Annotated in this window: 20 protein-coding genes and 6 pseudogenes; 12 read left to right on the top strand and 14 right to left on the bottom strand. The window is 59.7% G+C overall.

Features of this window, described 5'->3' with window-relative positions; translation table 11 throughout:
* Nucleotides 1-52 precede the first annotated feature (52 nt).
* From JFV26_RS25730 to JFV26_RS25695, 8 genes and pseudogenes are all read left to right on the top strand, one after another.
* Nucleotides 53-2,989: a monovalent cation/H+ antiporter subunit A gene (locus JFV26_RS25730; protein ID WP_201196323.1), complete on the top strand. Its 2,937-nt coding sequence runs from the start codon at nt 53-55 to the stop codon at nt 2,987-2,989.
* Nucleotides 2,989-3,333: a Na+/H+ antiporter subunit C gene (locus tag JFV26_RS25725; protein ID WP_201196321.1), complete on the top strand. Its 345-nt coding sequence runs from the start codon at nt 2,989-2,991 to the stop codon at nt 3,331-3,333. The genes JFV26_RS25730 and JFV26_RS25725 overlap by 1 nt, the downstream gene beginning before the upstream one ends.
* Nucleotides 3,330-5,015, top strand: a complete 1,686-nt coding sequence (locus JFV26_RS25720) for a monovalent cation/H+ antiporter subunit D (RefSeq protein ID WP_201196319.1) — start codon at nt 3,330-3,332, stop codon at nt 5,013-5,015. The genes JFV26_RS25725 and JFV26_RS25720 overlap by 4 nt, the downstream gene beginning before the upstream one ends.
* Nucleotides 5,012-5,500 carry a Na+/H+ antiporter subunit E gene (locus JFV26_RS25715; protein WP_201196317.1) on the top strand — a complete coding sequence of 163 codons (489 nt, stop codon included), beginning with the start codon at nt 5,012-5,014 and terminating at the stop codon, nt 5,498-5,500. The genes JFV26_RS25720 and JFV26_RS25715 overlap by 4 nt, the downstream gene beginning before the upstream one ends.
* A complete protein-coding gene (locus JFV26_RS25710) occupies nt 5,497-5,775 on the top strand; it encodes a K+/H+ antiporter subunit F (RefSeq protein WP_201196316.1) in 279 nt (92 codons plus the stop codon). Before JFV26_RS25715 ends, JFV26_RS25710 begins: the two co-directional genes overlap by 4 nt.
* Nucleotides 5,772-6,137 (top strand): Na+/H+ antiporter subunit G, encoded by a 366-nt coding sequence (locus JFV26_RS25705; RefSeq protein WP_201196314.1) that lies wholly within the window; start codon nt 5,772-5,774, stop codon nt 6,135-6,137. The genes JFV26_RS25710 and JFV26_RS25705 overlap by 4 nt, the downstream gene beginning before the upstream one ends.
* A gap of 213 nt (nt 6,138-6,350) precedes the next feature.
* Nucleotides 6,351-7,655 carry an MFS transporter gene (locus JFV26_RS25700; protein WP_201196313.1) on the top strand — a complete coding sequence of 435 codons (1,305 nt, stop codon included), beginning with the start codon at nt 6,351-6,353 and terminating at the stop codon, nt 7,653-7,655.
* A gap of 39 nt (nt 7,656-7,694) precedes the next feature.
* Nucleotides 7,695-7,859: pseudogene (locus tag JFV26_RS25695) on the top strand (Na+/H+ antiporter subunit G); the annotation flags it as partial.
* A gap of 71 nt (nt 7,860-7,930) precedes the next feature.
* On the opposite strand, the pseudogene JFV26_RS25690 reads toward JFV26_RS25695, so the two are convergent.
* A pseudogene (locus JFV26_RS25690) lies at nt 7,931-8,366 on the bottom strand (DUF3995 domain-containing protein).
* A gap of 95 nt (nt 8,367-8,461) precedes the next feature.
* Between JFV26_RS25690 and JFV26_RS25685 the strand changes: the two are divergent.
* Entirely contained in the window at nt 8,462-8,848 is a 387-nt protein-coding gene (locus JFV26_RS25685) for a DUF2946 domain-containing protein (RefSeq protein ID WP_201196311.1), read from the top strand.
* Nucleotides 8,849-8,934: 86 nt separating this feature from the next.
* A pseudogene (locus JFV26_RS25680) lies at nt 8,935-11,066 on the top strand (TonB-dependent receptor).
* 172 nt (nt 11,067-11,238) lie between these two features.
* Here the strand turns inward: JFV26_RS25680 and JFV26_RS25675 are convergent.
* From JFV26_RS25675 to JFV26_RS34535, 4 genes are all read right to left on the bottom strand, one after another.
* On the bottom strand, nt 11,239-12,255 hold the full coding sequence (locus tag JFV26_RS25675) for an ABC transporter substrate-binding protein (protein ID WP_201196309.1): 1,017 nt from the start codon (nt 12,253-12,255) through the stop codon (nt 11,239-11,241).
* Nucleotides 12,256-12,384: 129 nt separating this feature from the next.
* Nucleotides 12,385-12,588, bottom strand: coding sequence for a hypothetical protein (locus JFV26_RS25670; RefSeq protein WP_201196308.1), 204 nt, complete (start codon nt 12,586-12,588; stop codon nt 12,385-12,387).
* Nucleotides 12,588-13,058: a hypothetical protein gene (locus JFV26_RS25665; protein WP_201196306.1), complete on the bottom strand. Its 471-nt coding sequence runs from the start codon at nt 13,056-13,058 to the stop codon at nt 12,588-12,590. Before JFV26_RS25665 ends, JFV26_RS25670 begins: the two co-directional genes overlap by 1 nt.
* Before the next feature lie 439 nt (nt 13,059-13,497).
* Nucleotides 13,498-13,671: a hypothetical protein gene (locus JFV26_RS34535; protein ID WP_201196304.1), complete on the bottom strand. Its 174-nt coding sequence runs from the start codon at nt 13,669-13,671 to the stop codon at nt 13,498-13,500.
* Between the two features lie 193 nt (nt 13,672-13,864).
* Between JFV26_RS34535 and JFV26_RS25655 the strand changes: the two genes are divergently transcribed.
* Together JFV26_RS25655 and JFV26_RS25650 are read left to right on the top strand one after the other, a co-directional pair.
* The gene (locus JFV26_RS25655) at nt 13,865-14,095 is read left to right on the top strand and encodes a hypothetical protein (protein WP_201196996.1); all 231 of its coding nucleotides are present in this window, start codon (nt 13,865-13,867) and stop codon (nt 14,093-14,095) included.
* Nucleotides 14,096-14,224: 129 nt separating this feature from the next.
* Nucleotides 14,225-14,464: a DUF2789 domain-containing protein gene (locus tag JFV26_RS25650; RefSeq protein WP_201196302.1), complete on the top strand. Its 240-nt coding sequence runs from the start codon at nt 14,225-14,227 to the stop codon at nt 14,462-14,464.
* 9 nt (nt 14,465-14,473) lie between these two features.
* Here the strand turns inward: JFV26_RS25650 and JFV26_RS25645 are convergent, their stop codons facing one another.
* The 9 genes and pseudogenes from JFV26_RS25645 to JFV26_RS25605 form a co-directional block, all read right to left on the bottom strand.
* A complete protein-coding gene (locus JFV26_RS25645; protein ID WP_201196301.1) occupies nt 14,474-14,677 on the bottom strand; it encodes a hypothetical protein in 204 nt (67 codons plus the stop codon).
* Between the two features lie 119 nt (nt 14,678-14,796).
* Nucleotides 14,797-16,020: a methyl-accepting chemotaxis protein gene (locus tag JFV26_RS25640; RefSeq protein ID WP_446739950.1), complete on the bottom strand. Its 1,224-nt coding sequence runs from the start codon at nt 16,018-16,020 to the stop codon at nt 14,797-14,799.
* A 617-nt stretch (nt 16,021-16,637) separates the two neighbouring features.
* Nucleotides 16,638-17,041, bottom strand: a pseudogene (locus JFV26_RS25635) (TraR/DksA family transcriptional regulator).
* 326 nt (nt 17,042-17,367) lie between these two features.
* On the bottom strand, nt 17,368-18,390 hold the full coding sequence (locus tag JFV26_RS25630) for an ABC transporter permease (protein WP_201196299.1): 1,023 nt from the start codon (nt 18,388-18,390) through the stop codon (nt 17,368-17,370).
* A 57-nt stretch (nt 18,391-18,447) separates the two neighbouring features.
* Nucleotides 18,448-20,013: a sugar ABC transporter ATP-binding protein gene (locus JFV26_RS25625; protein WP_201196298.1), complete on the bottom strand. Its 1,566-nt coding sequence runs from the start codon at nt 20,011-20,013 to the stop codon at nt 18,448-18,450.
* Nucleotides 20,014-20,083: 70 nt separating this feature from the next.
* On the bottom strand, nt 20,084-21,010 hold the full coding sequence (locus tag JFV26_RS25620) for a sugar ABC transporter substrate-binding protein (protein WP_201196297.1): 927 nt from the start codon (nt 21,008-21,010) through the stop codon (nt 20,084-20,086).
* Nucleotides 21,011-21,377: 367 nt separating this feature from the next.
* On the bottom strand, nt 21,378-22,430 hold the full coding sequence (locus JFV26_RS25615; RefSeq protein WP_201196296.1) for a Gfo/Idh/MocA family protein: 1,053 nt from the start codon (nt 22,428-22,430) through the stop codon (nt 21,378-21,380).
* A 159-nt stretch (nt 22,431-22,589) separates the two neighbouring features.
* Nucleotides 22,590-23,449: pseudogene (locus JFV26_RS25610) on the bottom strand (sugar phosphate isomerase/epimerase family protein).
* Nucleotides 23,450-23,584: 135 nt separating this feature from the next.
* Nucleotides 23,585-24,500 (bottom strand): annotated as a pseudogene (locus tag JFV26_RS25605) (Gfo/Idh/MocA family protein); the annotation flags it as partial.

The following is a 24,500-nucleotide window of genomic DNA, read 5'->3' as shown; positions in this document are numbered from 1 at the left end:
TCCGGGAGCTGGCACGTATGATGCTTAACAAACTTCCGCAGATTAGAAGCCTATGTCCCTGATAGTTCTACTGCTTCTGCCTTTTATCGGCAGCTGTGTCGCGGCTTTGCTGCCACATAACGCGCGTAATAGTGAATCACTTCTGGCTGGCCTGGTTGCCCTCGCAGGCACCATCCAGGTCGCTCTCCTGTACCCGCAGATTGCCCATGGCGGCGTGATACGCGAAGAATTTTTCTGGCTACCGAGCCTCGGCCTGAACTTCGTCCTGCGCATGGACGGCTTCGCCTGGCTATTCTCGATGCTGGTGCTGGGCATCGGTACGCTGGTTTCTTTGTACGCCCGCTATTACATGTCGCCGGACGATCCGGTGCCACGGTTTTTTGCGTTTTTCCTGGCGTTCATGGGCGCCATGCTCGGGCTGGTGATCTCCGGCAACCTGATCCAGATCGTGTTTTTCTGGGAGCTGACCAGCCTCTTTTCGTTCCTGTTGATCGGCTACTGGCACCATCGCGCCGATGCCCGACGTGGCGCCTATATGGCGCTGATGGTCACCGGCGCAGGCGGTTTGTGCCTGCTGGCGGGGGTCATGCTGCTCGGCCATGTGGTTGGCAGCTATGACCTGGACAAGGTCCTGGCCGCCGGCGATCTGATTCGCGCACATGCCCTCTACCCTATTCTGCTGCCCCTGATCCTGATCGGCGCCCTGAGCAAAAGCGCGCAATTCCCCTTCCACTTCTGGCTGCCCCACGCGATGGCGGCGCCGACCCCGGTTTCGGCTTATCTGCACTCGGCGACCATGGTCAAGGCCGGGGTGTTTCTGCTGGCACGTCTATGGCCGTCGCTGTCCGGCAGTGAGGAATGGTTCTACATCGTCGGCGGGGCCGGCGCCTGCACCCTGTTGCTCGGCGCGTACTGCGCGATGTTCCAGAACGACCTCAAGGGCTTGCTGGCGTACTCGACCATCAGCCACCTGGGCCTGATCACCCTGCTGTTGGGCCTGAACAGTCCGCTGGCCGCCGTGGCCGCGGTGTTCCACATTCTCAACCACGCCACCTTCAAGGCCTCGCTGTTCATGGCCGCCGGGATCATCGACCACGAAAGTGGCACCAGGGACATTCGCAAGCTCAGCGGCCTGATCAAACTGATTCCGTTCACCGCCACCCTGGCGATGGTTGCCAGCGCCTCCATGGCAGGCGTACCGCTGCTCAACGGTTTCCTCTCCAAAGAAATGTTCTTCGCCGAAACCGTGTTCATCAACGCCACGGCCTGGGTCGAGATGACCTTGCCGATTGTCGCGACTATTGCCGGTACCTTCAGCGTCGCCTATTCCCTGCGTTTTACCGTCGACGTGTTCTTTGGCCCGACCGCCACCGACTTGCCGCACACCCCGCATGAGCCGCCGCGCTGGATGCGCGCGCCGGTAGAACTGCTGGTGTTCACCTGCCTGATCGTCGGGATTTTCCCGGCCCAGGTCGTCGGCCCGTTGCTCGCCGCCGCAGCCCTGCCCGTCGTCGGTGGCACGCTGCCCGAATACAGCCTGGCGATCTGGCACGGCTGGAACGCGCCGATGATCATGAGCCTGATCGCCATGTCCGGCGGCATCGTGCTGTACCTGCTGCTGCGTAACCAGCTCAAGCGCGGGCGCTTCAAGTACCCGCCGCTGATTGGCCGGTTTAATGGCAAGCGTCTGTTCGAACGCAGCCTGGTGATCATGATGCGCCTGGCCCGTCGCCTGGAGCGGCGGATCGGCACCAGGCGCCTGCAAACCCAACTGTTCCTGATGGTGCTCGCCGCCGTGCTGGCCGGGTTGATCCCGATGCTCCACAGCAGCCTGAGCTGGGGCGACCGGCCGAAAATCCCGGGCTCGATCGTGTTTGTGATCCTCTGGTTGCTGGCGATTGCCTGTGCCCTCGGCGCGGCTTGGCAGGCCAAGTATCACCGTCTCGCCGCCCTGACCATGGTCAGCGTGTGTGGCCTGATGACCTGCGTGACCTTTGTCTGGTTCTCGGCACCGGACCTGGCGCTGACGCAACTGGTGGTCGAAGTGGTGACCACGGTGCTGATCCTGCTGGGCCTGCGCTGGTTGCCACGACGGATCGAAGAGGTCTCGCCATTGCCGAGCAGCCTGCGCAAGGCACGCATCCGGCGTATCCGCGACTTGCTGTTGTCGACCGTGGTCGGCGGCGGCATGGCGCTGCTGGCCTACGCGATGCTGACCCGGCAGACGCCTAACGACATTTCTTCGTTCTACCTCAGCCGCGCCCTGCCGGAAGGTGGCGGCAGCAATGTAGTCAACGTCATGCTGGTGGACTTCCGTGGCTTCGACACCCTCGGTGAAATCACCGTGCTGGCGGCCGTGGCCCTGACGGTGTTCGCCCTGCTGCGCCGCTTCCGTCCGCCGAAAGAGAGCCTGCAACTGCCGGCCCAGCAACGTTTGCTGGCGCCCGACGTGGTCACCGACCTGGTCAACCCGCGTCAGGCCAGCGACACCGCCCTCGGTTTCATGATGGTGCCGGCGGTGCTGGTGCGCCTGTTGCTGCCGATCGCCATGGTGATCTCGTTCTACCTGTTCATGCGCGGCCACAACCAACCAGGCGGCGGGTTTGTTGCCGGACTGGTGATGTCGGTGGCCTTCATCCTCCAGTACATGGTCGCCGGCACCCAGTGGGTCGAGGCACAAATGAGCTTGCGGCCGCTGCGCTGGATGGGCACCGGGCTGCTGTTCGCCACGGTCACCGGGCTTGGCGCGATGGTCGCCGGGTATCCGTTCCTGACCACCCACACCTGGCATTTCGAACTGCCGGTACTGGGCGACATTCACATCGCCAGTGCGCTGTTCTTCGATATCGGCGTGTACGCGGTAGTGGTCGGTTCGACGCTATTGATCCTCACCGCCCTGGCTCACCAGTCGGTTCGGGGTCACAAAACCGCCGCGCAACCGAAATCCGCTGCCCCGCCTAAATCCGTTGCCGCCAAGGGAGCCGTCTGATGGAAGAAGTCATCGCAATCGCCATCGGCGTCCTGGCCGCGTCCGGCGTCTGGTTGATCCTGCGGCCACGGACGTTCCAGGTGGTCATGGGCCTGTGCCTGCTGTCTTATGGCGTCAACCTGTTCATCTTCAGCATGGGCAGCCTGTTCATCGGCAGGGAGCCCATCATCAAGAATGGCGTGCCGCAAGATTTGCTGCACTACACCGACCCGCTGCCCCAAGCCCTGGTATTGACCGCCATCGTGATCAGCTTCGCCATGACCGCGTTGTTTCTGGTAGTACTGCTGGCCTCTAGGGGCCTGACCGGTACCGACCATGTGGATGGCCGGGAGCCTAAAGAATGAATGCGATGACGCACCTGATCGCCGCACCGATTCTGCTGCCGCTGTTGACCGCCGCCATCATGTTGATGCTCGGCGAGAAACATCGCCCGCTGAAAGCCAAGATCAATCTGTTCTCCAGCCTGCTGGGCCTGGGCATTTCCGTGATGCTGCTGCAATGGACGCAAACCACCGGCGTGCCTGGCTCCATTGGGGTGTACCTGCCGGGCAACTGGCAATTGCCGTTCGGCATCGTGCTGGTGGTTGATCGTCTGTCGGCAATGATGCTCGTGCTGACCGGGATCATCGGCGTCAGCGCCCTGCTGTTCGCCATGGCCCGTTGGGACGGCGCCGGTTCGAGTTTCCACGCGCTGTTCCAGATTCAGTTGATGGGTCTTTACGGCGCATTCCTGACAGCAGATCTGTTCAACCTGTTCGTGTTCTTCGAAGTGCTGCTGGCCGCGTCCTACGGCTTGATGCTTCATGGTTCGGGCCGGGCGCGGGTGTCGTCGGGGCTGCATTACATCTCGATCAACCTGCTGGCCTCGTCGCTGTTTCTGATTGGCGCCGCGCTGATCTATGGCGTCACCGGCACGCTCAACATGGCCGACCTGGCGCTGAAAATCCCGCTGGTGCCTGAAGCTGATCGCGGCCTGCTGCATGCCGGCGCAGCGATTCTGGCGGTGGCGTTTCTGGCGAAGGCCGGGATGTGGCCGCTGAACTTCTGGCTGGTACCGGCCTATTCCGCGGCCAGTGCGCCGGTTGCGGCAATGTTCGCGATCATGACCAAGGTCGGTGTCTACACCTTGCTGCGACTGTGGACGCTGCTGTTCTCCGGCCAGGCTGGGGCGTCCGCCTACTTTGGTGGCGACTGGCTGATCTACGGCGGCATGGCGACCATCGTCTGCGCTGGCGTGGCGATTCTTGCCGCGCAGCGGCTGGAGCGCATGGCCAGCCTGAGCATTCTGGTGTCGGCCGGGATTCTGCTGTCGGCTATCGGCTTCGCACAGCCAAACCTGATCGGCGCGGCACTGTTCTACCTGGTCAGCTCGACGTTGGCACTGAGTGCGCTGTTCCTGTTGGCCGAGTTGATCGAGCGTTCCCGCTCAGTCAATGAAATGCCGCTGTTCGACGACGCCGATCTCATTGCGCGACCTGCGCAATCCCTGCAACCGAGCAAAGGCATCAACCTCGACGACGAACAAAAAGCCGTGGTCGGCCAAGTGATCCCCTGGACCATGGCCTTCCTTGGCTTGAGCTTCATTGCCTGCGCCTTGTTGATCATTGGCATGCCGCCGCTCTCCGGGTTTATTGGCAAGCTCGGTTTGCTCAGTGCCCTGCTCAACCCGCTGGGTATAGGTAACAGCGGTGACGTCCCGATATCAAACGCGGCGTGGGGCTTGCTGGCGTTGCTGATCCTGTCCGGGCTGGCGTCACTGATTGCTTTCTCGCGGCTGGGCATCCAGCGTTTCTGGACACCCGAGGAGCGGCCATCGCCGCTGCTGCGTCGCCTTGAATGTGTGCCGATCATCGCCCTGCTGGGGCTGAGCATCGCGCTGACCTTCAAGGCCGAACCGCTGATGCGCTACACCCAGGCCGCCGCCACTGCCTTGAACAACCCGGAGCAATACGTGATGGCGGTGCTCGGCACCCGCTCCGTTCCAAGTCCCGAAGCGAAAGCGGCGATGCTGGAGGTGCAGCCATGAAGCATCTGTTTCCTGCGCCGTGGTTGTCACTGGCCCTGTGGCTGCTGTGGCTGGTGCTGAACCTGTCGGTGAGCCCGGGCAATCTGCTACTGGGCGCAATGCTGGGGTTCTGCGCGCCGCTGATGATGCGCAAATTACGGCCGTTGCCGATTCGGATTCGGCGGCCCGGGGTGATTGTGCGGTTGTTTTTCCTGGTTGGTCGCGACGTGGTGATGTCCAACCTTGCCGTGGCCTGGAGCGTGCTCAACGCCGGTCGGCGTCCACCGCGCTCGGCGTTCATCAAGGTGCCGTTGGACCTGCGTGATGCCAACGGCCTGGCGGCGCTGTCGATGATCTGTACGGTGGTGCCCGGCACGGTCTGGTCGGAACTGGCGCTGGACCGCAGCATCCTGTTGCTGCATGTGTTCGATCTGGATGACGAAGCGTCGTTTATCGAGCACTTCAAGACGGCCTACGAGCGTCCTTTGATGGAGATCTTCGAATGAGCGAATTGCTGTCGAACGCGATCGTGCTGAGCCTGTTCATCTTTTCGCTGGCGATGATTCTGACCCTGATCCGGCTATTCAAGGGGCCATCGGCCCAAGACCGGGTTCTGGCGCTGGATTATCTGTACATCATCGCCATGCTGATGATGCTGGCGCTGGGCATTCGTTATGCCAGTGACACTTACTTTGAGGCAGCGCTGCTGATCGCCCTGTTCGGCTTCGTCGGCTCGTTTGCCCTGGCCAAATTCCTGCTGCGTGGCGAGGTGATCGAATGAATGGCGAACTGTCGTTATGGGTCGAGATCCCGGTGGCGATCCTACTGGTGCTCAGCAGTTTGTTTGCGCTGATTGGCGCGGTCGGGTTGTTGCGAATGAAGGATTACTTCCAGCGCATGCACCCGCCAGCCCTGGCTTCGACCTTGGGCGCGTGGTGTGTGGCGCTGGCCTCGATCATTTACTTTTCAGCACTCAAGTCCGCGCCAGTGCTGCATGCCTGGCTGATTCCGATCCTGTTGGCGATTACAGTGCCGGTGACCACGTTGCTGCTGGCACGGGCGGCGTTGTTCCGCAAGCGTATGGCGGGGGATGATGTGCCGGCTGAGGTGAGTAGTCGGCGTACGGAACAGGCTCGCTCATAGTGGTCTTCGGTGTACACAAATCCTGTACGCGCGCCGCAAGCTGCGATCTTATCGTTTTCCATTGTAAATCCGGCGTCAGCCAGGCAGCGGAACTCTATAGCCTTGAGGGTGGCTTCGAGCGATATCTGGCGATTTACCCTGATAAACGTTACCCCGTCGTTTCTTGAACGGCCCTGATTGCGCAGTCGCCCTATCCGGATCAAAAGTACGTCAATGAGTGCACATTTTTCAGGCATTACGCGGGGCTTTCCCGGCATCGACCGGCGTCTGCTGAAAGTGCAATTCAGCTTTTTGCTGATGGTTCTGGGGGGACGGTGCAATCAACTGGCGGTGGCCTGGTGGGCCTTGCAGGAAACAGGCTCTGCGCTTTATTTCGCCAACATGATTGCCTGTTCCATCGCGTCGGAGGTGTTAGCCAAACCCCTGCTGGGATGGCTGGGGGACAAGTACAACAAAATCCTGATTATCAAGCTGGCCTCATGGATCAGCCTGCTGACAGCGCTATTGATGTTGGTGCTGTCAGCCACAGGGTCGTTCAACCCCTGGACGGTGGGCGCGCTAATGATGATCAGCAGTGCGATCGTCGGCGTGCGCGACCCTCTCCAGGCGTCGATCATTCCTTTGTTTGCAGACGACGATAAAGTCTCCCTGGCCTTTCGGACCAAAAGCGTGATGTCGTCCTTTTCCATTCTGTTGGGGCCGGTACTGGCCAGCGGGTTGATTTACGGGTTCGGGATCACGTTCGCCTTTGCCGCCGATTTTTTTGCGATTCTTATCGCCGGGGCGTTGATCGCGACCATACCGAACCACATCGGTGCCACTGACCAAGGCGAAAAAGCCCCGGGTGCCAGCGGCTTGCGCATGATCTATTCCGGATTCAAAGTGGTTTACGGAGTGAAAGTCGAATTTTACCTGGCCATCATTGCAATGCTGATCAACTTTGCCCTGTTTCCGTTCTTCACCATCCTGATCCCACTGTACGTAAAGGACGTCATCCAGTACCCGGTCACATACATCGGTCTTCTGGATTCGTGCTTCGGGCTGGGCATTCTGGCGGGCAGTTACAAGGTCATCGGCTGGTTATCCGACCGGGTCCCCCGTGACATGTGTGTGTCCGCAGGTTTTGCATTACTGGGGTGCAACCTGGTAGTGGTCGGCACCGTTTCATCATCGGTCATCGTACCCGCGGCCTTTTTCTGCGGCGGCGTCGGCCTGATGTTGATCAACATCCCCACATCCGCTGTGAGGTTGCTGGCGACGCCCAAGCTCCATCGCAACCGGATTTTTGCCACGGTTTCATTTCTGTCTGCAGCGGCCAGCCCCTTGGGCAGTTTCGCGATGAACACCCTGATCGCCTATCTGGGGGTCGCACTGACAATCACGCTGCTAGGCATCATGGTGCTGCTGTTGTCTTTGCTGGTCTTTCTGGTACCCGATTTCAAAACTTTCATGCGTTCCCAGGATACGCAGCTCAATGATGCCTACCTGGAAAAATACCCTGAAGCGTTTGCGCACTGACGTGCCTCGCCGTACCCCGCCTATTAAAAAGGAGTTACCCTCAAGTCCGCGCCAGTGCTGCATGCCTGGCTGATTCCAATCCTGTTGGCAATTACAGTGCCGGTGACCACGTTGCTATTGGCACGGGCGGCGTTGTTCCGCAAGCGTATGGCGGGGGATGATGTGCCGGCTGAGGTGAGTAGTCGGCGTACAGAAATCGGTAGCTGGATGCGAAAAGATCGTCCGAAGGCTCGGGCCGCGTTCGGACGATCTTTTGATCTTGCTTTACCTGCCGATCAGACCCAGGCAACGGCCAACAACCCGGCCCCCAACACCACGCACAACGGCGAATAAGCCCAGGTGTCGAGCCGGGCAAACTTCGAATCCTTGACCTGCTTGAAGAACCCTACAAGGTTCGAATCACCGATCGCCCGGCAAACATCAGCATCGCAATCGCGCTGATCACCCATTGCAACGACCAGTGCTGCACCGTCGGCAAATACAAGCCGACCCGCAGGCACACCAGCATCGCGATCAGCAGTAAACCGACCGCCACCAGCAACGTCGCAAAGCCCGAGGGCTTGAACGCCGGCCTTGATTCCCCTCCTCCCTCTCCCGGATTCTCGGCACCGCAGCTTCACTCCCGAGCGTGCCGCCGGCGGCCCAGTACAAGTGGACCAGACTGATCAACAGGAAGATTGCAGCAATCCATTGCGCGACCATTAGGTTCATATTCAGACATCCAGCGTGAAATGTCGCAGCAGGATGAACTTCATTGAACTTTTTTGTAAGGGTATTCGTCTTCGGCGATGGTAAAGTGCCGCCCCATGAAATTCGCCCGAACTGATCGCACATTGATGGCCTGGATGCTTTATTGCTGCGTCCTGTTCAACGTGTTCGCCTGCAGCATCGGTCACGGGCAGATGGTCGGGATGCAGCTCAACGGCCTCGGCGGCCAGTTCTGTGCCTTGGACCCGGCAACCCAGGCGCCAGCCTCGTCGAACACCTCCGAGGAGAAGCTGCCGACCCTGTCCAAGGCGTTCGGTTGCCCGCTGTGCTCCATCGGCGGCATGGGCCCGGCGCTCAACTCCAGCCTGACCCTGGCGATTCTCCCGCAACAACACAGCCCGCCGCTGGCCGTCGTTGCCAGCATCGACCTGCCTGCCCGCCACACCTGGCCTTCAGCCAACCCTCGCGCCCCACCTTTCGCCTGATTTTTCGTCTTTCCGATCAGCCCACTTCGCCTGCGCGTGGCGTTTGCCTGTGTGCTGTCTCCTAGTCAAGAATTCAGGATTCATCGATGAAACACCTTCCTCTTTTGGCAAGCCTGTTCGGCTGCCTGTCCGTTAACACCTGGGCGCAATCCACCGTCGCTCTGGCGCCGATCACCATTGATGGCGAGGCCAATGCCGAACCGGGGCTGAACCTCGACCAATCCAGCGGCACGGCCTCCAGGCAGGGCTTGAGCGTACGCGACACCCCGGCGTCGGTGGCCATCGCCAATCGTAACGATATTGAGCGCCACGGCGCGCAGAACTTCCAGGACGTCGCCAACACCCTGCCCGGCGTGAATGCCAGTGCACCGCCGGGGTTCGGCGGTTTTGTGTCCTATCGTGGTTTCACCAGCAGCCAGATCACCCAGATGTTCAATGGCATCAACGTATCGGGCGGCTTGGCTCGCCCCGTGGACGCGTGGATTTATGATCGGGTCGAACTGGTGGGCGGCCCATCGTCGCTGATCAATGGCGCCGGCTCCGTCGGCGGCTCGTTGAATTACGTGACCAAACTGGCGACCCGCGAGGAGCAAGCGGTCGAAGGTCGGGTCAGCTACGGCAGCGAAGACACCACCGAGACCGCATTCGGCCTCAACCACGCCCTCAGCGAAGCCGGCGCGGACGTGCAGCACTACGCGCGAGTCGACGTCAGCCACAACACCAGCAACGGCTACATCGACCGTCAGGAGCGCGATGCCTGGAGCGTGGCGTTCTCGTTGCTCAGCGACCTGACGCCCAACCTGTCCCACACCCTGGCCCTGGAGTATCAGGACGAACATGAGGACAGTCCTTATTGGGGCACGCCGGTGCTCAATCCCAAGGCTGGCGAGTTGAAGATCGACAAACACAACCGTTTCAACAACTACAACGTCGAAGACGGGCGCTACGAGCAGCGCACGATCTGGGTTCGCTCGATCATCGACTACCGGATCAACGACAGCACCACCCTGCGCAACACGCTGTACCACCTGGACAGTCAGCGCGACTACCGCAATCTGGAAACCTATCAGTACAACGCCGACAACAGCGCGGTGGATCGCTCCACGGCCTATCAGGTTCGGCATCAGGGTGAGCAGAACGGCAACCAGTTCGAGATGCGCCACGACAACACCCTGCTGGGCCTGGACACTACCTGGTCCGGCGGCTTCGAGTACAAGGTCAACCAGACCACCAACTCGCCGCTGAACGTCAAAGGCGCCAGCACCGTCGACCCGAACAACTTCCAGCCGGGGCACTTCTACGACATCCGGGCACCAGCCCGGAACGGGTCAGCGACAAGACCAACGAGGTCACCACCAAAGCCCTGTTCGCCGAAAACCGCCTGGCATTGACCGACAAACTGGCACTGCTGACCGGCCTGCGTTACGACGACATCGACCTGGACGTGACCAATCACCGGGCCGTGACCGCCAGCAATCCTCGACACCTCAAGCGCAGTTGGGAGCCCATCACCGGTCGGGCCGGCCTGACCTACCAGATCCTTCCCACGGCCAACGTCTACGTGCAATACAGCACCGCCGCCGAACAGCCCAACGGCACGCAGGACTTTGACGTGTCCACCGGCAAGCAATGGGAAGTCGGCAGCAAATTCGATTATCTGGACGGTCGCGGCTCGGCGACGGTGGCGGCGTACACGATTGAGCGTAAGAATTTTGCCGTGACCGATCCGCTGGACCCGACCCAAAGTCTCCCGGTGGGTCAGCAAACATCCAAAGGCGTCGAGTTGGCCACATCCTTCAGGATCACCGACAAATTGCTGGCCGAAGGCAACTTCGCCTGGGTCGATGCGCAATACGACGAGTTCACCGAGAAGAACGCCACTGGCATGGTGGTTTCACGCAAGGGCAACACGCCGACTAACGTGCCGGATCGGGTCGGCAATGTGTGGCTGACCTACGATTTCGCGCCGCAATGGCGGGGCGGCGTCGATGCGCGGTACGTGGCCTCGGTGTTTGCCGACAGCGCCAACACCATGACCGTGCCGTCTTACACACTGTTCGGGAGTTTCCTGAGCTACAAGGTCGACCAGCACACCACCGTTACCGGCCGGGTACGTAACCTGACCAACGAGGTGTACGCGGAGTTTGCGCATGTGTCACCGGCGTATTACCTCGGCACGCCGCGCACCTTTGAATTGGCGGTGCAGACGCGGTTCTAGAAACAAAAGCTTCGCGAGCAAGCCCGCTCCCACATTTGCTCGGTGTGAAGGCAAACTTCGAGTAGGCCAAAATCCACTGTAGGAGCTGGCGAAGCCTGCGATCTTTTGATTTTGCTTTTAAGGGCAAGATCAAAAGATCGCAGGCTTCGCCAGCTCCTACAGGGTCATCCGGTTATTTAAGATCGGCAGTGACTTTATCCGCCACATCCTTCGGCACCCACGCCTGCCAAACCTGCGGATACATCTTCATAAACGCCTCGGCCGCCTGACGCGGTGCGGTGTGCTTCTCGCTCATCTGCGCCAGGGCCTTGTTCAACGGCCCGATCGGCAAATCGACCTTACTGAAGAACCCGGCAATTTCCGGGTACTGCTTCTGAAACGGCGTGGACACCCCAATCGACAGTTTCGAGGCCAACGAACGGGTCGGTTTCGGATTCGGGTTGTCGGCGTCGGTCAGGGTTTTCCAGGCTTCGGCGTCAAACGGCGGTTCTTCCAGCTGAATCAGCTTGAAGCGCCCGAGCAACGGCGTCGGTGACCAGTAATAAAACAGAACCGGCTTGCCACGACGGATCGACGAGGTGATTTCCGCGTCCAGGGCCGCACCCGAGCCGCTGCGGAAATTCACATAACTGTCGTTCAACCCATAGGCCGTCAGCTTTTGCTTGTTGACCACTTCCGAGGTCCAGCCGATCGGGCTGTTGAGAAAGCGCCCCTTGCCCGGAGTTTCGGGGTCGCTGAACACGTCCTTGTAGCGCGGCAGGTCGCTGACACTGCGCAGGTCCGGCGCCAGCGGCTTGATGCCCTTGGCCGGGTCGCCCTTGATCACATACTCCGGCACCCACCAGCCTTCAGTGGCGCCTTTGACTGTATCGCCAAGGCTTGCCACCTTGCCTTCGGCCTCGGCCTTGACCCACACCGGACTGCGCCCAGCCCACTCTTCGCCAATCACCTGGATGTCATTGTTGGCCAGGGCGGTCTCCAGGGTGATGGTGGTTCCCGGCAAGGTATCGGTCGGCAGTCCGTAGCCCTTTTCGACGATGATCCGCAGGATATCGGTGATCAGGCTGCCGCTTTCCCAGTTCAGGTCGGCGAAGTGAATCGGGGCCTGGGCGGCGAACACCGGGACCGGCGCAGCCAGCAAACCGAACGTGGCCAGGGTAGCGGCCAGCAACCGTCGAAGTCCTTTCATGCTTTTGCACCTCGTGCTGTTCACAGCAATAGCAGGATGGCCTGACAGACTAGACCGCAAGCCTCTGAATACTCAGTCAACTGACTGTAGTAGAGGTTCCTGCTTTTTAGCGGCAAACGAGAGGCGTGATTATTTTTCAGAAGGTTGCTGCAAGCACGCAAGCGCCCTTCGCACCATGCTGGCGTACTCCGCCGGACGCAAGGTGTAGAGCTGTGAAGCCACCCAAGTCAGCCAACCGCCTTGCAGAACGGCCTTTTGTGCGAAAAGGCGCTGGGCCTCGGCTTGCGCACTGGCGAGGTTTTGCTCGTGGAAATCGGCGCGGGCCAGAGGCATTACTCGCTGGCCTTGAAGGTCACCAGTTCACCCTTGCGCCACTTGGCAGCCTTGGCCGTCACGGCTTTCAGGGTTTTGGTCAGGCCTTCATGCAACTGCTCGTGTGCGGCGAACACCATCACCACGCTATGACCTTCCTTGAACACAACGCCGTGACCGTCAGCCGTCGTCACAAACGCATAATCACCCAAGCCGTAAACGGTCAGTTTGATTTCGCGGAACTTGATGTCCAGTTTGCCGCCTTCGCGGCTGGGCAATACCGAGGCGCTGAAATGATCGCCGACCTTGAGCTTGAGGCCTGGCTTGTCGTCCACCACCAGGGCGGCTTCGGTATCGATTTCGGCAATGTAAATGCCTTCCGCGTTCTGTTCGGTGACATAGACAAAACGCGACTGAAACTGTTTAACCAACTTTGCACGCAAATCACCCAGTACGAACAACGCATGCATATCAAGATTACTTACTGCCAAGGAAACATCCCCACATCGAAAATGATGCTGTACGCAAAATAAACGCACAGCAGAAAAAAGCGGCCATGGCGAATGTATTGCCGAATGAGCCGAGTTGAAATCCTGGATTGAGCAGAGCGCTCATCCATCGCGAGGTCATTAAGATTACTGGATTGTCACCTGCGCCGTCCTCCCTGACGTTCGCCATAAGTTGAAGGAAAACACCCTTCTGGCGGCCAGAAAAGCCGGACGACTAACTTTAGGGAAAAAACGCTTCAAGAAAAGCATTTTTCCGACATATCGCCCATAAAAAATTGCTTTGGATCGCTACCCATCGCCAACCACTGATGGCGATTCTAGAGCAGCGATGCTCGACCCGCCTACTCAAAACGAAGCACACACGTCGGTAAAGACAGGAAAAGGACTTCTTGTGTGCACGATGACCCACTTGGCGAATCACTCAACGCCTCAAACAAACCACCTTGCCCCCCTGCATCCGCTGCTGTTCCAGGCCCATGCCCTGCCCCTTCAAGTGCTTGCCCTGCCGCGTTTTCAGGAAGTGCCGGCCGGCAAGGCATTCTTCCACATCAAGGACACCGCCACCGGTCGCATCAGAAGTTTGCGCACCGACCATAACGAAACCTGCGCCGTCGGCCGCTCGCTGGCAGCGCGTACCGGACGCCGAGCATCAGATGACGTTTCGTCATGCCGACGACTTAACTCAGCCGTCGGCCGGCAACTACTGCCATACTGCGCGCCCCATGAAACCCGTCCCCTCGGCGGACGGCTTTCACTACAACAGACTATTTCCAAGGGAAGGCTGCTACGTGACGGAATTTGATATCGGCGAATTTTTTATCCGGGGCGAAGCCAGAGAGGTCGAAGGCGAATTCCAGGCTGTCATTATCATGCGCGCCAAACCCCCCTTGACCACCGTGACCTATCACCAGGTCGAGAAAGATCGCTGGTTCAAGACCTCGGACGTTGCGGCCATCGCTGCTCAGGAAGCCGCCAAGGCCCTGAAGCTGGCGGTCGATGAAGGCGCATTGAAAGTCTGACCCGGTTTGCAGTCTATGCTCACTCCTGCTTTTGACCATCGCAATCGAACTCCTGAAGCGCGGCTCCCTCAGATGCAGTGAAGCCGCACCTCAGATCTCGCATTCGACGCGACCCGCAAGGAGATGAAGATGGATTCACCGACACACGACTTGAAAGGCTTGTTCGACCAACTCGGCCTGGACTCCAGCGAGAAGGCCATCGACGATTTCATCGCCAGCCACTCACCCATGGCCGACGACAAAAAACTTATCGATGCCGAATTCTGGACCCCGCAACAAGCCGGCTTCCTCAAAGAACAACTGCGTGAAGACGCCGATTGGGCGCGGGTGGTCGACGACCTGAACCTGCGCATGCATCAGATTCACTAGCCCGGGCAGTCAATGCAGGCTGTCAGGTCGCTCGGCACTCAGTTGCGCCAGCCAGGCAGCCCTGCACTCTTCCGCTTCATCACGACTGGAAAACGCCGTCCCCTGGCGCTCGCCATTCAGTAGCACGACCCAGCAAACACTCTGCCCCATTGCGCGCAAACAGGCAGGCACACCACTGCCAATCATCACCGCAACATCGACTTTACTTTGCATGCTGACCTCTCGAATTTTCATTAGCCACCTAACTATATAGGCAGAGTAATGAGTTCTTTCGTGAGGAAACAGCAAGCACCGTGCACAGCTTCGTTGCAAGAACCGTAACAATCAGGCATCTAGCGCGGCTTTTCCGGCTTATAGCCCAGTCGCAATCCCCCCCAATGCCGACCCTTGAGCATGATCGGCACGGATAAATCGTGCATCAGTTCACCAGTGTCGCGGGTGTAGGTCTGCAACAGCACCGGCTGCTGATGGCTGCCACAGCGGATGCCGGTACGGTCGGCGAACTTGCGCTTGGTGCGGTTTTGCAGGGTATCGACCTGCGCATCACCGGTCAGCGGCTGGCTGAACAGCGTGTTGTGAGTCGGCACGTAGCCCTGTTGAGTGCAGGCGATGGCAAACACCAGGCCTTCATGACGCGGCAGCAGCGGTTCCTGAATCGCCGGCAAGACCTGATCGGTGTAGCGATCGAAGCGGGTCTGGAACTTGGCCGGGCTGGTGTTGGGAATGGCCTGGTAATTGCGATCGAACAGGTCATCGAGGCTGACACGCCCCTGATCGATATCCGCTTCAAACCGCGCGGCGATCTGGCTCGCGCCTTCGCGGGCGAGGTCGTAAATCCGTTGGTGATAGTCATCGAGCCCGACCTCTGCCAGGCGCTCGCTGATGGTTTCGGCCTGGCCTTCCATTTGCACCGCAGCCTGGGCCAGCCGCTGAGTCTGCTGATCGCTGATCGCCAGGTCGCTGCGCATCTGTTCGATAGCGTGAAACAGGCTGTCCAGTTGTTCGCGGTTGGTGTCGGCACCGCGGGCAATTTCGCCGACCTGGTGTTCGACACCGGCGGCCAGGCGCGCGATGTTTTCCAGATGTTGGCCGGTGTGCTCTACCTGTTTGACCCCGACGTCCAGATCACTGGAGAGCTGGCGGATCTGCTCCACCACTTGCGCGGTGCGTTGCTGGATGTCAGCAACCATTTCGCCGACTTCGCCGGTCGCCATCGCCGTACGCGCAGCCAGACCGCGAACTTCATCCGCCACCACGGCAAACCCGCGACCGTGCTCCCCGGCCCGCGCGGCTTCGATGGCCGCGTTCAGCGCCAACAGATTGGTCTGGCTGGCGATGGACTGAATCACCAGGGTGACCCGCTGGATGTCATCACTGCGCAGGCTCAGGGCTTCGATCAGTTCACGACTGGCACTGGCACGCTGGCTGAGCTGGTGCATGCGCGAGATCGACTCAATCAGTTCGGTCCGCCCCGCCGCACTGCTCTGATGGGCCTCACTGGCCGCGCTCAAGGCTTCCCGACTGAGTGTCGACGTCGCCTGTTCAGTGGAGATCATCACTTCGGCATTGCTGACGATCCGCTTGGCGGCATCGAGTTGCGATTGCACTTTCTCAGCCAACTGTTTGACCGAGAAGGCCACGCCGGCGGCGGACAGCGCGTTATGACTGGTGGTGTAGGAAAGATCGCGGGTTAGCTCGGCGATGGCGCTTGAGCTGTCGGCAGGGGTTGAGTCGGGGATCGCGCGCGCGCGCAGGCGCGGCAGCCAAATGATCAGCACGGCCACGGGCAGGCCGATGTAGAGCGATGCACTGCCCAAGGACATGCCACAGAGCAACAGCACCAGGGCGATGCTTTGCAAGGTGGGCGTCAGCCAAAGGTTTTTTGGCACTGGCACGGGAGCAGGTACTGCCCCAACCAGAGATCCGTCTCTCGTCATCTTCGTCACCCCATGCGTCTTTTATTTGTTGTGACTGCATTAAACGCCACTAGTGGGCCATTATCTATGGTCCGTTAGTAGCGGATGTTGCAGCAGGTCAACAAAAGTGCGGGGGTTTCGCAGACGGCAAAAAGCAAAGATCGCAGCCTTCGGCAGCTCCTACGGGATCGTGTAGGAGCTGCCGAAGGCTGCGATCTTTTCAAGGCAACCCACATTTAATGGGTTGCCTCGCAGAATCAGGCCTGACGCTGGTGCTTGTCGATCTGCTCGTGACGCTCTTGAGCTTCGATGCAGTACTTGGTGGTCGGGCTGATCAGCAGGCGTTTCAGGCCAATGGCCTCGCCGCTGTCGTCGCACCAGCCAAAGCTGTCTTCTTTGATGCGTTCCAGAGCCTGTTCCAACTGAGGCAGCATGCGCTGGTCGCGATCGATCGCATTGACCAGCCAGGTGCGCTCTTCTTCAACAGAAGCAGCGTCGGCCGGGTCAGCCGGGGTGTCCAGGCTTTCGATGGCAATGCGGTTCTGCTCGATGCGCTCGTGGGTTTCGACTTTCATGTTCTGCAACAGCTCGGAGAAAAAGCATGTTGCTCGGCATTCATGTAGTCATCCGCCGGCATGGCCAGCAACTTGTCCTTTGTCATTGATATCTCTATAAAAAAACGTGCATTAAGGCGAATTAGGGAGCGTTCCGGCGAACCTCGGAGGCCGTCGGAAAGGCGCCGTTTATTCCAAGCGCCACCCGGCACTCAATTTACGAGGGCCGGCAGTCTAAGGCCGACTTGAGGCCTCAGCAACTGAAAAGACAGCGAATTTGTCCGACAACACCCGGAAAGTGCTCTATGGCAACCGTTGTGGCGGTCATCGGAGTGCGTTTATAGCAAGAAATTCAGTCCAGCGGCTGTATATAGAAGACAAACGGCTACGCCACGCGGGTCAGGCGTGGCGCATTTTGCCGTTTGTCGCGATTTTAGCGCTTGAGTTTGCGCTTGTTGCGGTACTGGTCGATGACCACCGCTGCCACAATAATCAATCCCTTGATGATGTCCTGAATATACGCATCGACCCCGACAAAGGTAAAGCCACTGGCCATTACCCCAAGGATCAACGCGCCGATCACGGTCCCGGTGATGCGCCCGACACCGCCGGCCAGGCTGGTGCCGCCGATCACCGCGGCGGCAATCGCATCCAGTTCATAGGACATGCCCATCCCGGCCTGCCCCGTCGCGGCTCTGGCTGAAGCCACCACGCCAGCCAAGCCTGCGAGCAACCCGGCGATGCTGTAGACGATCACCAGATGGCGCTTGACGTTGATCCCGGAGGTCCGCGCCGCCTGCATGTTGCCGCCAATGGCGTAGGTGTATTTGCCGTACTTGGTATAACGCAGGGCGATGTGGAAGATCACCGCCACCAACAGGAAGATGATCACCGGCATCGCGCCATGGCCAATGGCGGTGTAGGAATCGGAGAGCATGCTTACCGGCTGCCCTTCGGTGTAATAGCGCGCCAGGCCGCGTGCCGAGACCATCATGCCGAGGGTGGCAATAAACGGTGGGATCCCGGTAACGGCTATGATGCTGCCGTTGATCGCCCCCGCCAGCAATCCGACCCCGAGCCCGGCAATCACCGGTATCCACACCGGCAAGTCAGTCAGCGACGGAAACACCGCCCGGGCAAAGTCCGAGGTCTGGGCCAGGCTGGCGGCAATCATCGCCGACAGCGCCAGCACCGAACCGGACGACAGGTCGATACCGGTGGTGATGATCACCTGGGTCACGCCGATGGCCAGCAGGCCGATGATCGACACTTGCAGGATCATCAGCACCAGACGCTGGGAGTTCATCAGGAAGCTCTGGTCGCGCACGATCCAGCCAAACACTTCGAAGACCAGGCCGATGCCGATCAGCACCAGGAAGATACTCAGTTCGGTCGGAAAGCGCCGACGACTCTTGGTCGGTGCCGTTGCTGGCTTGTTTTCCAGTATCGCGTTCATAACCACTCACCCTTCTATTGCGTCGCCTGCCGTGGCCGCAGCCACCACCGGCATCAATTAGTGAACCACGGACATGCCCGAGGCCAGTTGCATCACCCGTTCCTGGGTCGCTTCGCTGCGGTCGAGGGTGCCCATCAGGTCGCCCTCGTGCATGACCATCACCCGGTCACTCATGCCGAGCACTTCCGGCAGCTCCGAGGAAATCATGATCACCGCCATGCCTTCGCTGGCCAGGTAGGAAATCAGCCGGTAGATCTCGGCCTTGGCGCCGACATCGATGCCACGGGTCGGCTCGTCGAGAATCAGGATGCGTGGATTGGTCATCAGCCAGCGCGCCAACAAGGCTTTCTGCTGGTTGCCGCCAGACAAGGTGTCAATGCACTGCTCCAGCGACGGGGTTTTGACCCGCAGCTTTTTGCACATGTCTTCGCACAGCACCCGCAGGGCTTTTTGCTGAATGAAACCGTGACCGGCGTAATGCGGCAGTACGGCCATCTCCATGTTTTCCAGTACCGACAGGCACGGAAACAGGCCACTGAGCTTGCGATCCTCGGTCAACAGCGCGAAGCCCTTCTCAATCGCCATGTGCGGGTCGCTGATGCGCACCACCTTGCCGTCGAGGCGAATCTCGCCAGCGTCGCTGGGGGTGATGCCGAAAATCGCTTCGGCAACGTTGGTTCGCCCGGAGCCCATCAACCCGGCGATCCCCAGAATCTCCCCGGCATGCAGATCAAACGAGACACCTTTGAAAATGCCGTCGAGCTTGAGGTCGCGCACCGACAACAACAGATCGCCAATCGGCTTCTCGCGCACCGGGAACAACTGGCTCAGCTCGCGACCGACCATCATCGAAATCAGGCTGTCGCCGTCCATGCTGTCGGCCCGTTGCAGGCCGATGTAGGCGCCGTCACGGAACACCGCTACTTCATCAGCGATGGCGAACACTTCATTCATTTTGTGGGTGATGTAGATGATGCCTTTGCCCTGGCTCTTGAGGTCGGCAATGATCGAGAACAGATGCGCGACTTCCTTGTCGGTGATGGCCGAAGTCGGTTCGTCCATGATCAGGATGTCGGAGTCGTAGGACACCGCCTTGGCAATTTCGACCATCTGCCGCTCGGCAATGCTCAGGTTGCCGACCTGCTCCTCGGGGTCGAGGTTGATCCGCAGGCGCTCCAGCAGTTTGGCGGTGCAGCGATGCATCTCGCGGTGGTCGACCATGTGCAGGCCGTTGAGTTGCTCGCGACCGATCCAGATGTTCTCGGCGATGCTCATGTGCGGCATCAGGTTGAGTTCCTGGTGGATCATCGCGATCCCGGACTGGAGCGCCGCCAAAGGCGTCTCGAAAATGACCTTTTTACCCCGAAGGCGCAATTCGCCGACGTCCGGCTGGTAGATACCGGCGATGATTTTCATCAGGGTCGATTTGCCCGCGCCGTTCTCGCCCATCAGGGCCAGCACGGAGCCGGGACGCACCCGAAGCTGCACATCGGACAAGGCCACCACACCGGGAAAACCCTTGCTGACGTTGATGATCTCCAGCAGGTACGGCTCATCGACAGGTGTTGCGGTTGGCTGGATACCCACCAACGGGGTGCTCGAAGCAGTCGCTGAAGCGAACATGATCAGGTACTCCATCAGCAAGATCGCGGTGGCGACCTTGCGTACTTATTGTTGTTATTGAACGGACGGACTATTTAAAGGTGTCGACGTTTTGCGGGGTGATCAGGCGGTATGGCACCCACACGGCCTGTTCAACCGGTTCGTTCCTGGCCATTTTCACGGCCGTGTCGATCGAACCGTCCGCTTGACCTTTTGCGTCCTGGAACACCGACACCGCCATGTTGCCTTTCTTGATCGCGTTCAAGCCGTCCGGCGTACCGTCGACCCCGGCAATCAGCACACTGCCCTTCTCGACGCCGGCCTGGCTCAGGGCCATCGCGGCACCGATGGCCATTTCGTCGTTGTTGGCCACGACCGCATCAAACTTGCGGCCTTGGGTCAGCCAGTCGTTGACCAGGGTCATGCCCTTGTCCCGCAGCCAGATGCCGGTCTGCTCTTGCTCGATCTTGATGTTCGGGTACTTGGCCAACACCTCTTTTACGCCTTTGGTGCGGTTGGTGGTGGAGTTGTTGGCCAGGTCGCCGAGCAGAATCACGATGTCACCCTTGCCGCCCATTTTGTCGGCCAGGTATTGCATCTGCATCTCACCGGCCTCCAGGTCGTTGGAGGCGACCGTGACCACGCCTTTAGGCAGTTTCAGGTCATCCGGGCGGCGGTTGACGTAGACCAGCGGGATGCCGGCCTTGACCGCGGCCTCGGTGATTTTACGGGTGGCGGCGGTATCCACCGGGTTGACCACGATGGCATCGACCTTCTGGCTGATGAAGCTCTCTACCTGGCTCAATTGCTTGACCACATCGCTGCGGGCATCTTCGAACTGCAGCTGCACGCCATCGGGATAGGACTTGGCTTTCTTGTCCATGGATTCGCGCAGGTAGGTCAGCCAGGTGTCATCGAACTGGGACATGCTTACGCCGATCTTCATATCAGCCAATGCAGCGCCGCTGGCGAACATCAGGGACAAGGCAAGAGCGGTGAAACGGATCTGGGTCTTCATGAAAAGTCTTTCTCCACATTCTTGTTGGTTTTATGGATAAGGCGTGACGATTTCAGTGACTGGGCAAGCGGACAATCGGCGCACCGGGAATGCAGCAGACCAGGGCACCCTTGCGTTCAACGCAGAGCAAGCGGGGAAGGAATTGAAACGAGGCGCGAGGCAGGTCGCGAAAGAGATGTGTAGCGGAACGTAAAACATGCAAAGCAGCGTTAAAGGTTTTCATCGACGGTACCTGGCTTTTGTTTCTTGTTTTTGGTTCGTCCTGCACTCACTCAAGGTTGGCTTGAGCGGAATTGGACGTTGATAGTCGGCAACCTGGAAATGACTTTATTGGAAAATAATTTCTATATCAACTCATTTTAGAATTTTATTCTGTTTTTATTCCACGGTGGTCGAACTGACCCAGATCCACCACTTGATGGCGCTCGGCGCTCATTCGCGCAGCGTCCAGTACGCGAGTGGTCGCCAGGGCGTCACGGCCCTCGACCGGCAGTGAGCCACCGCTCTGTAACGCGGTTTGTAGCTGTAAATAGAACTGATTCCAACAGCCGCGCTCAGACGGAACCCGCTCGCGCACCTCGCCCTGTTCAAACCAGCCCCAGCGTCGGTGCTCTTCCACACCCCAGCGTTCACCTTCGGATTTTGGCGAGAGCCCGGCCAGGGCCGAGGCCTCCTGCCCGTCCAGACCATCGACGCTGTAGCAACCTTGTGTGCCAGTCACCCGGAAACGCGGCCCAGGGGTGTTTTGCAGGCAACTGCCGCCCAGGTGCGAGGTCACGCCGCTGGCGTGGGTCAGGGACATAAAGAAGCCGTTGTCGAAGACCTGGCCCTTTTCCAAATATTCCAGTTCGGCGTATACCCGTGTCACCGGGCCGAACAGCAGCAGCGCCTGATCCACCAGATGGCTGCCCAGGTCGCGGAGAAAGCCGCCGCCGCTGCCATTGTTCACCGATTGCGGCGAGTAGCGTTCGACCCGCGATTCGAAACGGGTGACCTGCCCCAGCGCGCCAGACTCGATGAGTTTGCGCACGGTGAGGAAGTCTGAATCCCAGCGCCGGTTTTGATAGACGCTGAGCCGCACGCCTTGACGCTCGGCCATGGTGATCAGGGTTTGCGCCTGTTGCGCATCGGCGGCGAACGGTTTGTCGCTGACCACCGCCACGCCGTGCTCGATGCCGTCGAGGACCAGCGCCGGCCGGCCCTTGAGTGGCGTGGACACCACCAGCACGTCGATCCCGGCCTCCACCAGTTGGCCGATGCTGTCGAAGGCCGGCACGCCGGGGTGTTCGGCGGCCAGCAACTGTCGGCGCTCCGGCGAACGGGTGACCACACCGACGAAGGTCGCGCCCGGCAGACTGCTGAGCAGCGGAGCATGGAAAAACCGGCCGCCATGGCCGTAACCGACAAGTCCGATACGCATGTGTGCATTCCTTCTTATTGTTCTGTAACCACTGGCTGGATCTACACCGGTCCCCTGTAGGAGCTGCCGAAGGCTGCGATCCTTTGATCTTGATTCAAAAAAAGCAAAGTCAAAAGATCGCAGCCTTCGGCAGCTCCTACAGGGGGTTTATGGTGGCCGTTAGCGGCAGAGTTCGCTTTTGACCCGTTCCAGCATCATCCGGTTGGACTCATCCGGCCGGTCTTCCCAGGCGAACACCGAGACCGTGGCGATACCGTCGAACTCGATTTCGCGCAAGGTGCCGAAGAACGCATCCCAATTGACCTCACCCTGGCCGATGTCCAGATGCTGATGCACGGTGGCGACGACGCCCGGCGGGTTGACGATGTAGCGCAACCCCGAAGAAGCCTTGTGGTTGTAGGTGTCGGCGATGATCAGGTGGCTGAGTTTCGACCCGGCGTACTTGAGCATCGAGGCAATATCACCGACGCCGTCGTCATAGAAAAATGTGTGCGGCGCAGCGTAGAGGTAGTTGATCCAGTCGCGATCCAGCCCACGAATGATGTCCACCGACTCGTTGTTGCGCTCGCAGAAGTCATACGGATGCGCCTGGATATCGAGCTTGATGCCTTCGCGTTCGAACTCGGGGATCAGCTCGTCCATGGAGCGCATGAACTGGTTCTCGCAGACCAACGGGTTGTCCGACTGGCCGGTGAACTCGGTGTTGACCAGTTCGCAGTCCATCTCCACGGCAATCTGGATTGCGCGCTTCCAGTTGCGCACGGCGGCGACTCGCAGGCCTTCGTCGGCAGCGGCCCAGTGGTACATCGGTAACAAGGAAGAAAGTTTGACCCCGGTGTCGCTCAGGGCTTTGCGAAATTCCTTGATCCGCGCCTTGTCGACGCGCGGGGCCTTGTAGAACGGCAGGAAGTCTTCCCGGGCGACAGTTCGATGTGCTCATAACCGAGCTCGGCGACCTTGTCGACCATCTTGCCCAGGGACAGGTTGCGGTACATGTAGGGGTCTAGTGCGATGCGCATGTTGTAGTTCTCCTTCACCCGAAATCGACACCGCCCCCTGTAGGAGCTGCCGAAGGCTGCGATCTTTTGATCTTGACCTTAAAAAGCAAAGTCAAAAGATCGCAGCCTTCGGCAGCTCCTACAGGGGATCGGGGGTTAGCCGTAGAAGTGTGGGCGATCCGGCAGGCCGACTTTGACGATCTGGCCGCTGTTCTGGGCTTCGATGCACGCGTCTGCCGCGACGGCGGCGGCGAAGCCATCCCACGCCGATGGACCGCCAACCTGGCCAGCGCGAACACCATCGATAAACGCCTGCAACTCCACGTCATACGCCGCGATAAACCGATCCTTCCAGTCCATCAAAATCGCATTCGACAGCTTCGCACCACTGCGCAACTGCACCTGTTGAGGTTCCGGCAATTTGGCGATGCCGGTCTCCCCCACCACTTCGCACTGGATGTCGTAGCCGTACTGGCAGTTAACGAAGACTTCGACGTCGATGCGCGTGCCCTTGGCGGTTTCCAGCAGGACGATTTGCGGGTCTTTCAGGTGCGCGAGGGCCTTGCTGGTCTTGCGTGGAAACACCACTTGCACCGAGACGTAATCGTCATCGAGCAACCAGCGCAGCACGTCCAGTTCATGGATCAGCGTGTCGGTGATCGCCATGTCGGTCTTGTAGTTCTCGCCTACGCTCGGGTTACGGTGCGCGCAGTGCAGCATCAACGGTTCGCCGATCTGCCCGCTGTCGATCACCGCTTTTAGGGCGCGATAACCTTCATCGTACGGGCGCATGAACCCGACCTGCACCAGCCGTTTGCCGTGGGCCACTTCGGCCTCGACGATCTTGCGGCAGCCTTCGGCGGTGACGGCCAGGGTTTCTCGCAGAACACCGGTTTGCCGGCGGCAATCGCAGCTAATACGAACTCTTCGTGGCTCGGACCCCAGGAGGTGACGAGGATCGCCTCGACTTCCGGGGCCTTGATCAGCGCGTGGCCGTCGGGATAGACCTCGGCCGTCAGCTTCAGGTCGGACACGACTTTCGCCGCTTGCTGCAAGTTGATGTCGGTGACGG

The sequence above is a fragment of the Pseudomonas sp. TH31 genome (assembly GCF_016650815.1).
In the GTDB taxonomy this organism is placed as follows: Bacteria; Pseudomonadota; Gammaproteobacteria; order Pseudomonadales; family Pseudomonadaceae; genus Aquipseudomonas.
This window is presented reverse-complemented; position numbering and strand designations above follow the sequence as displayed.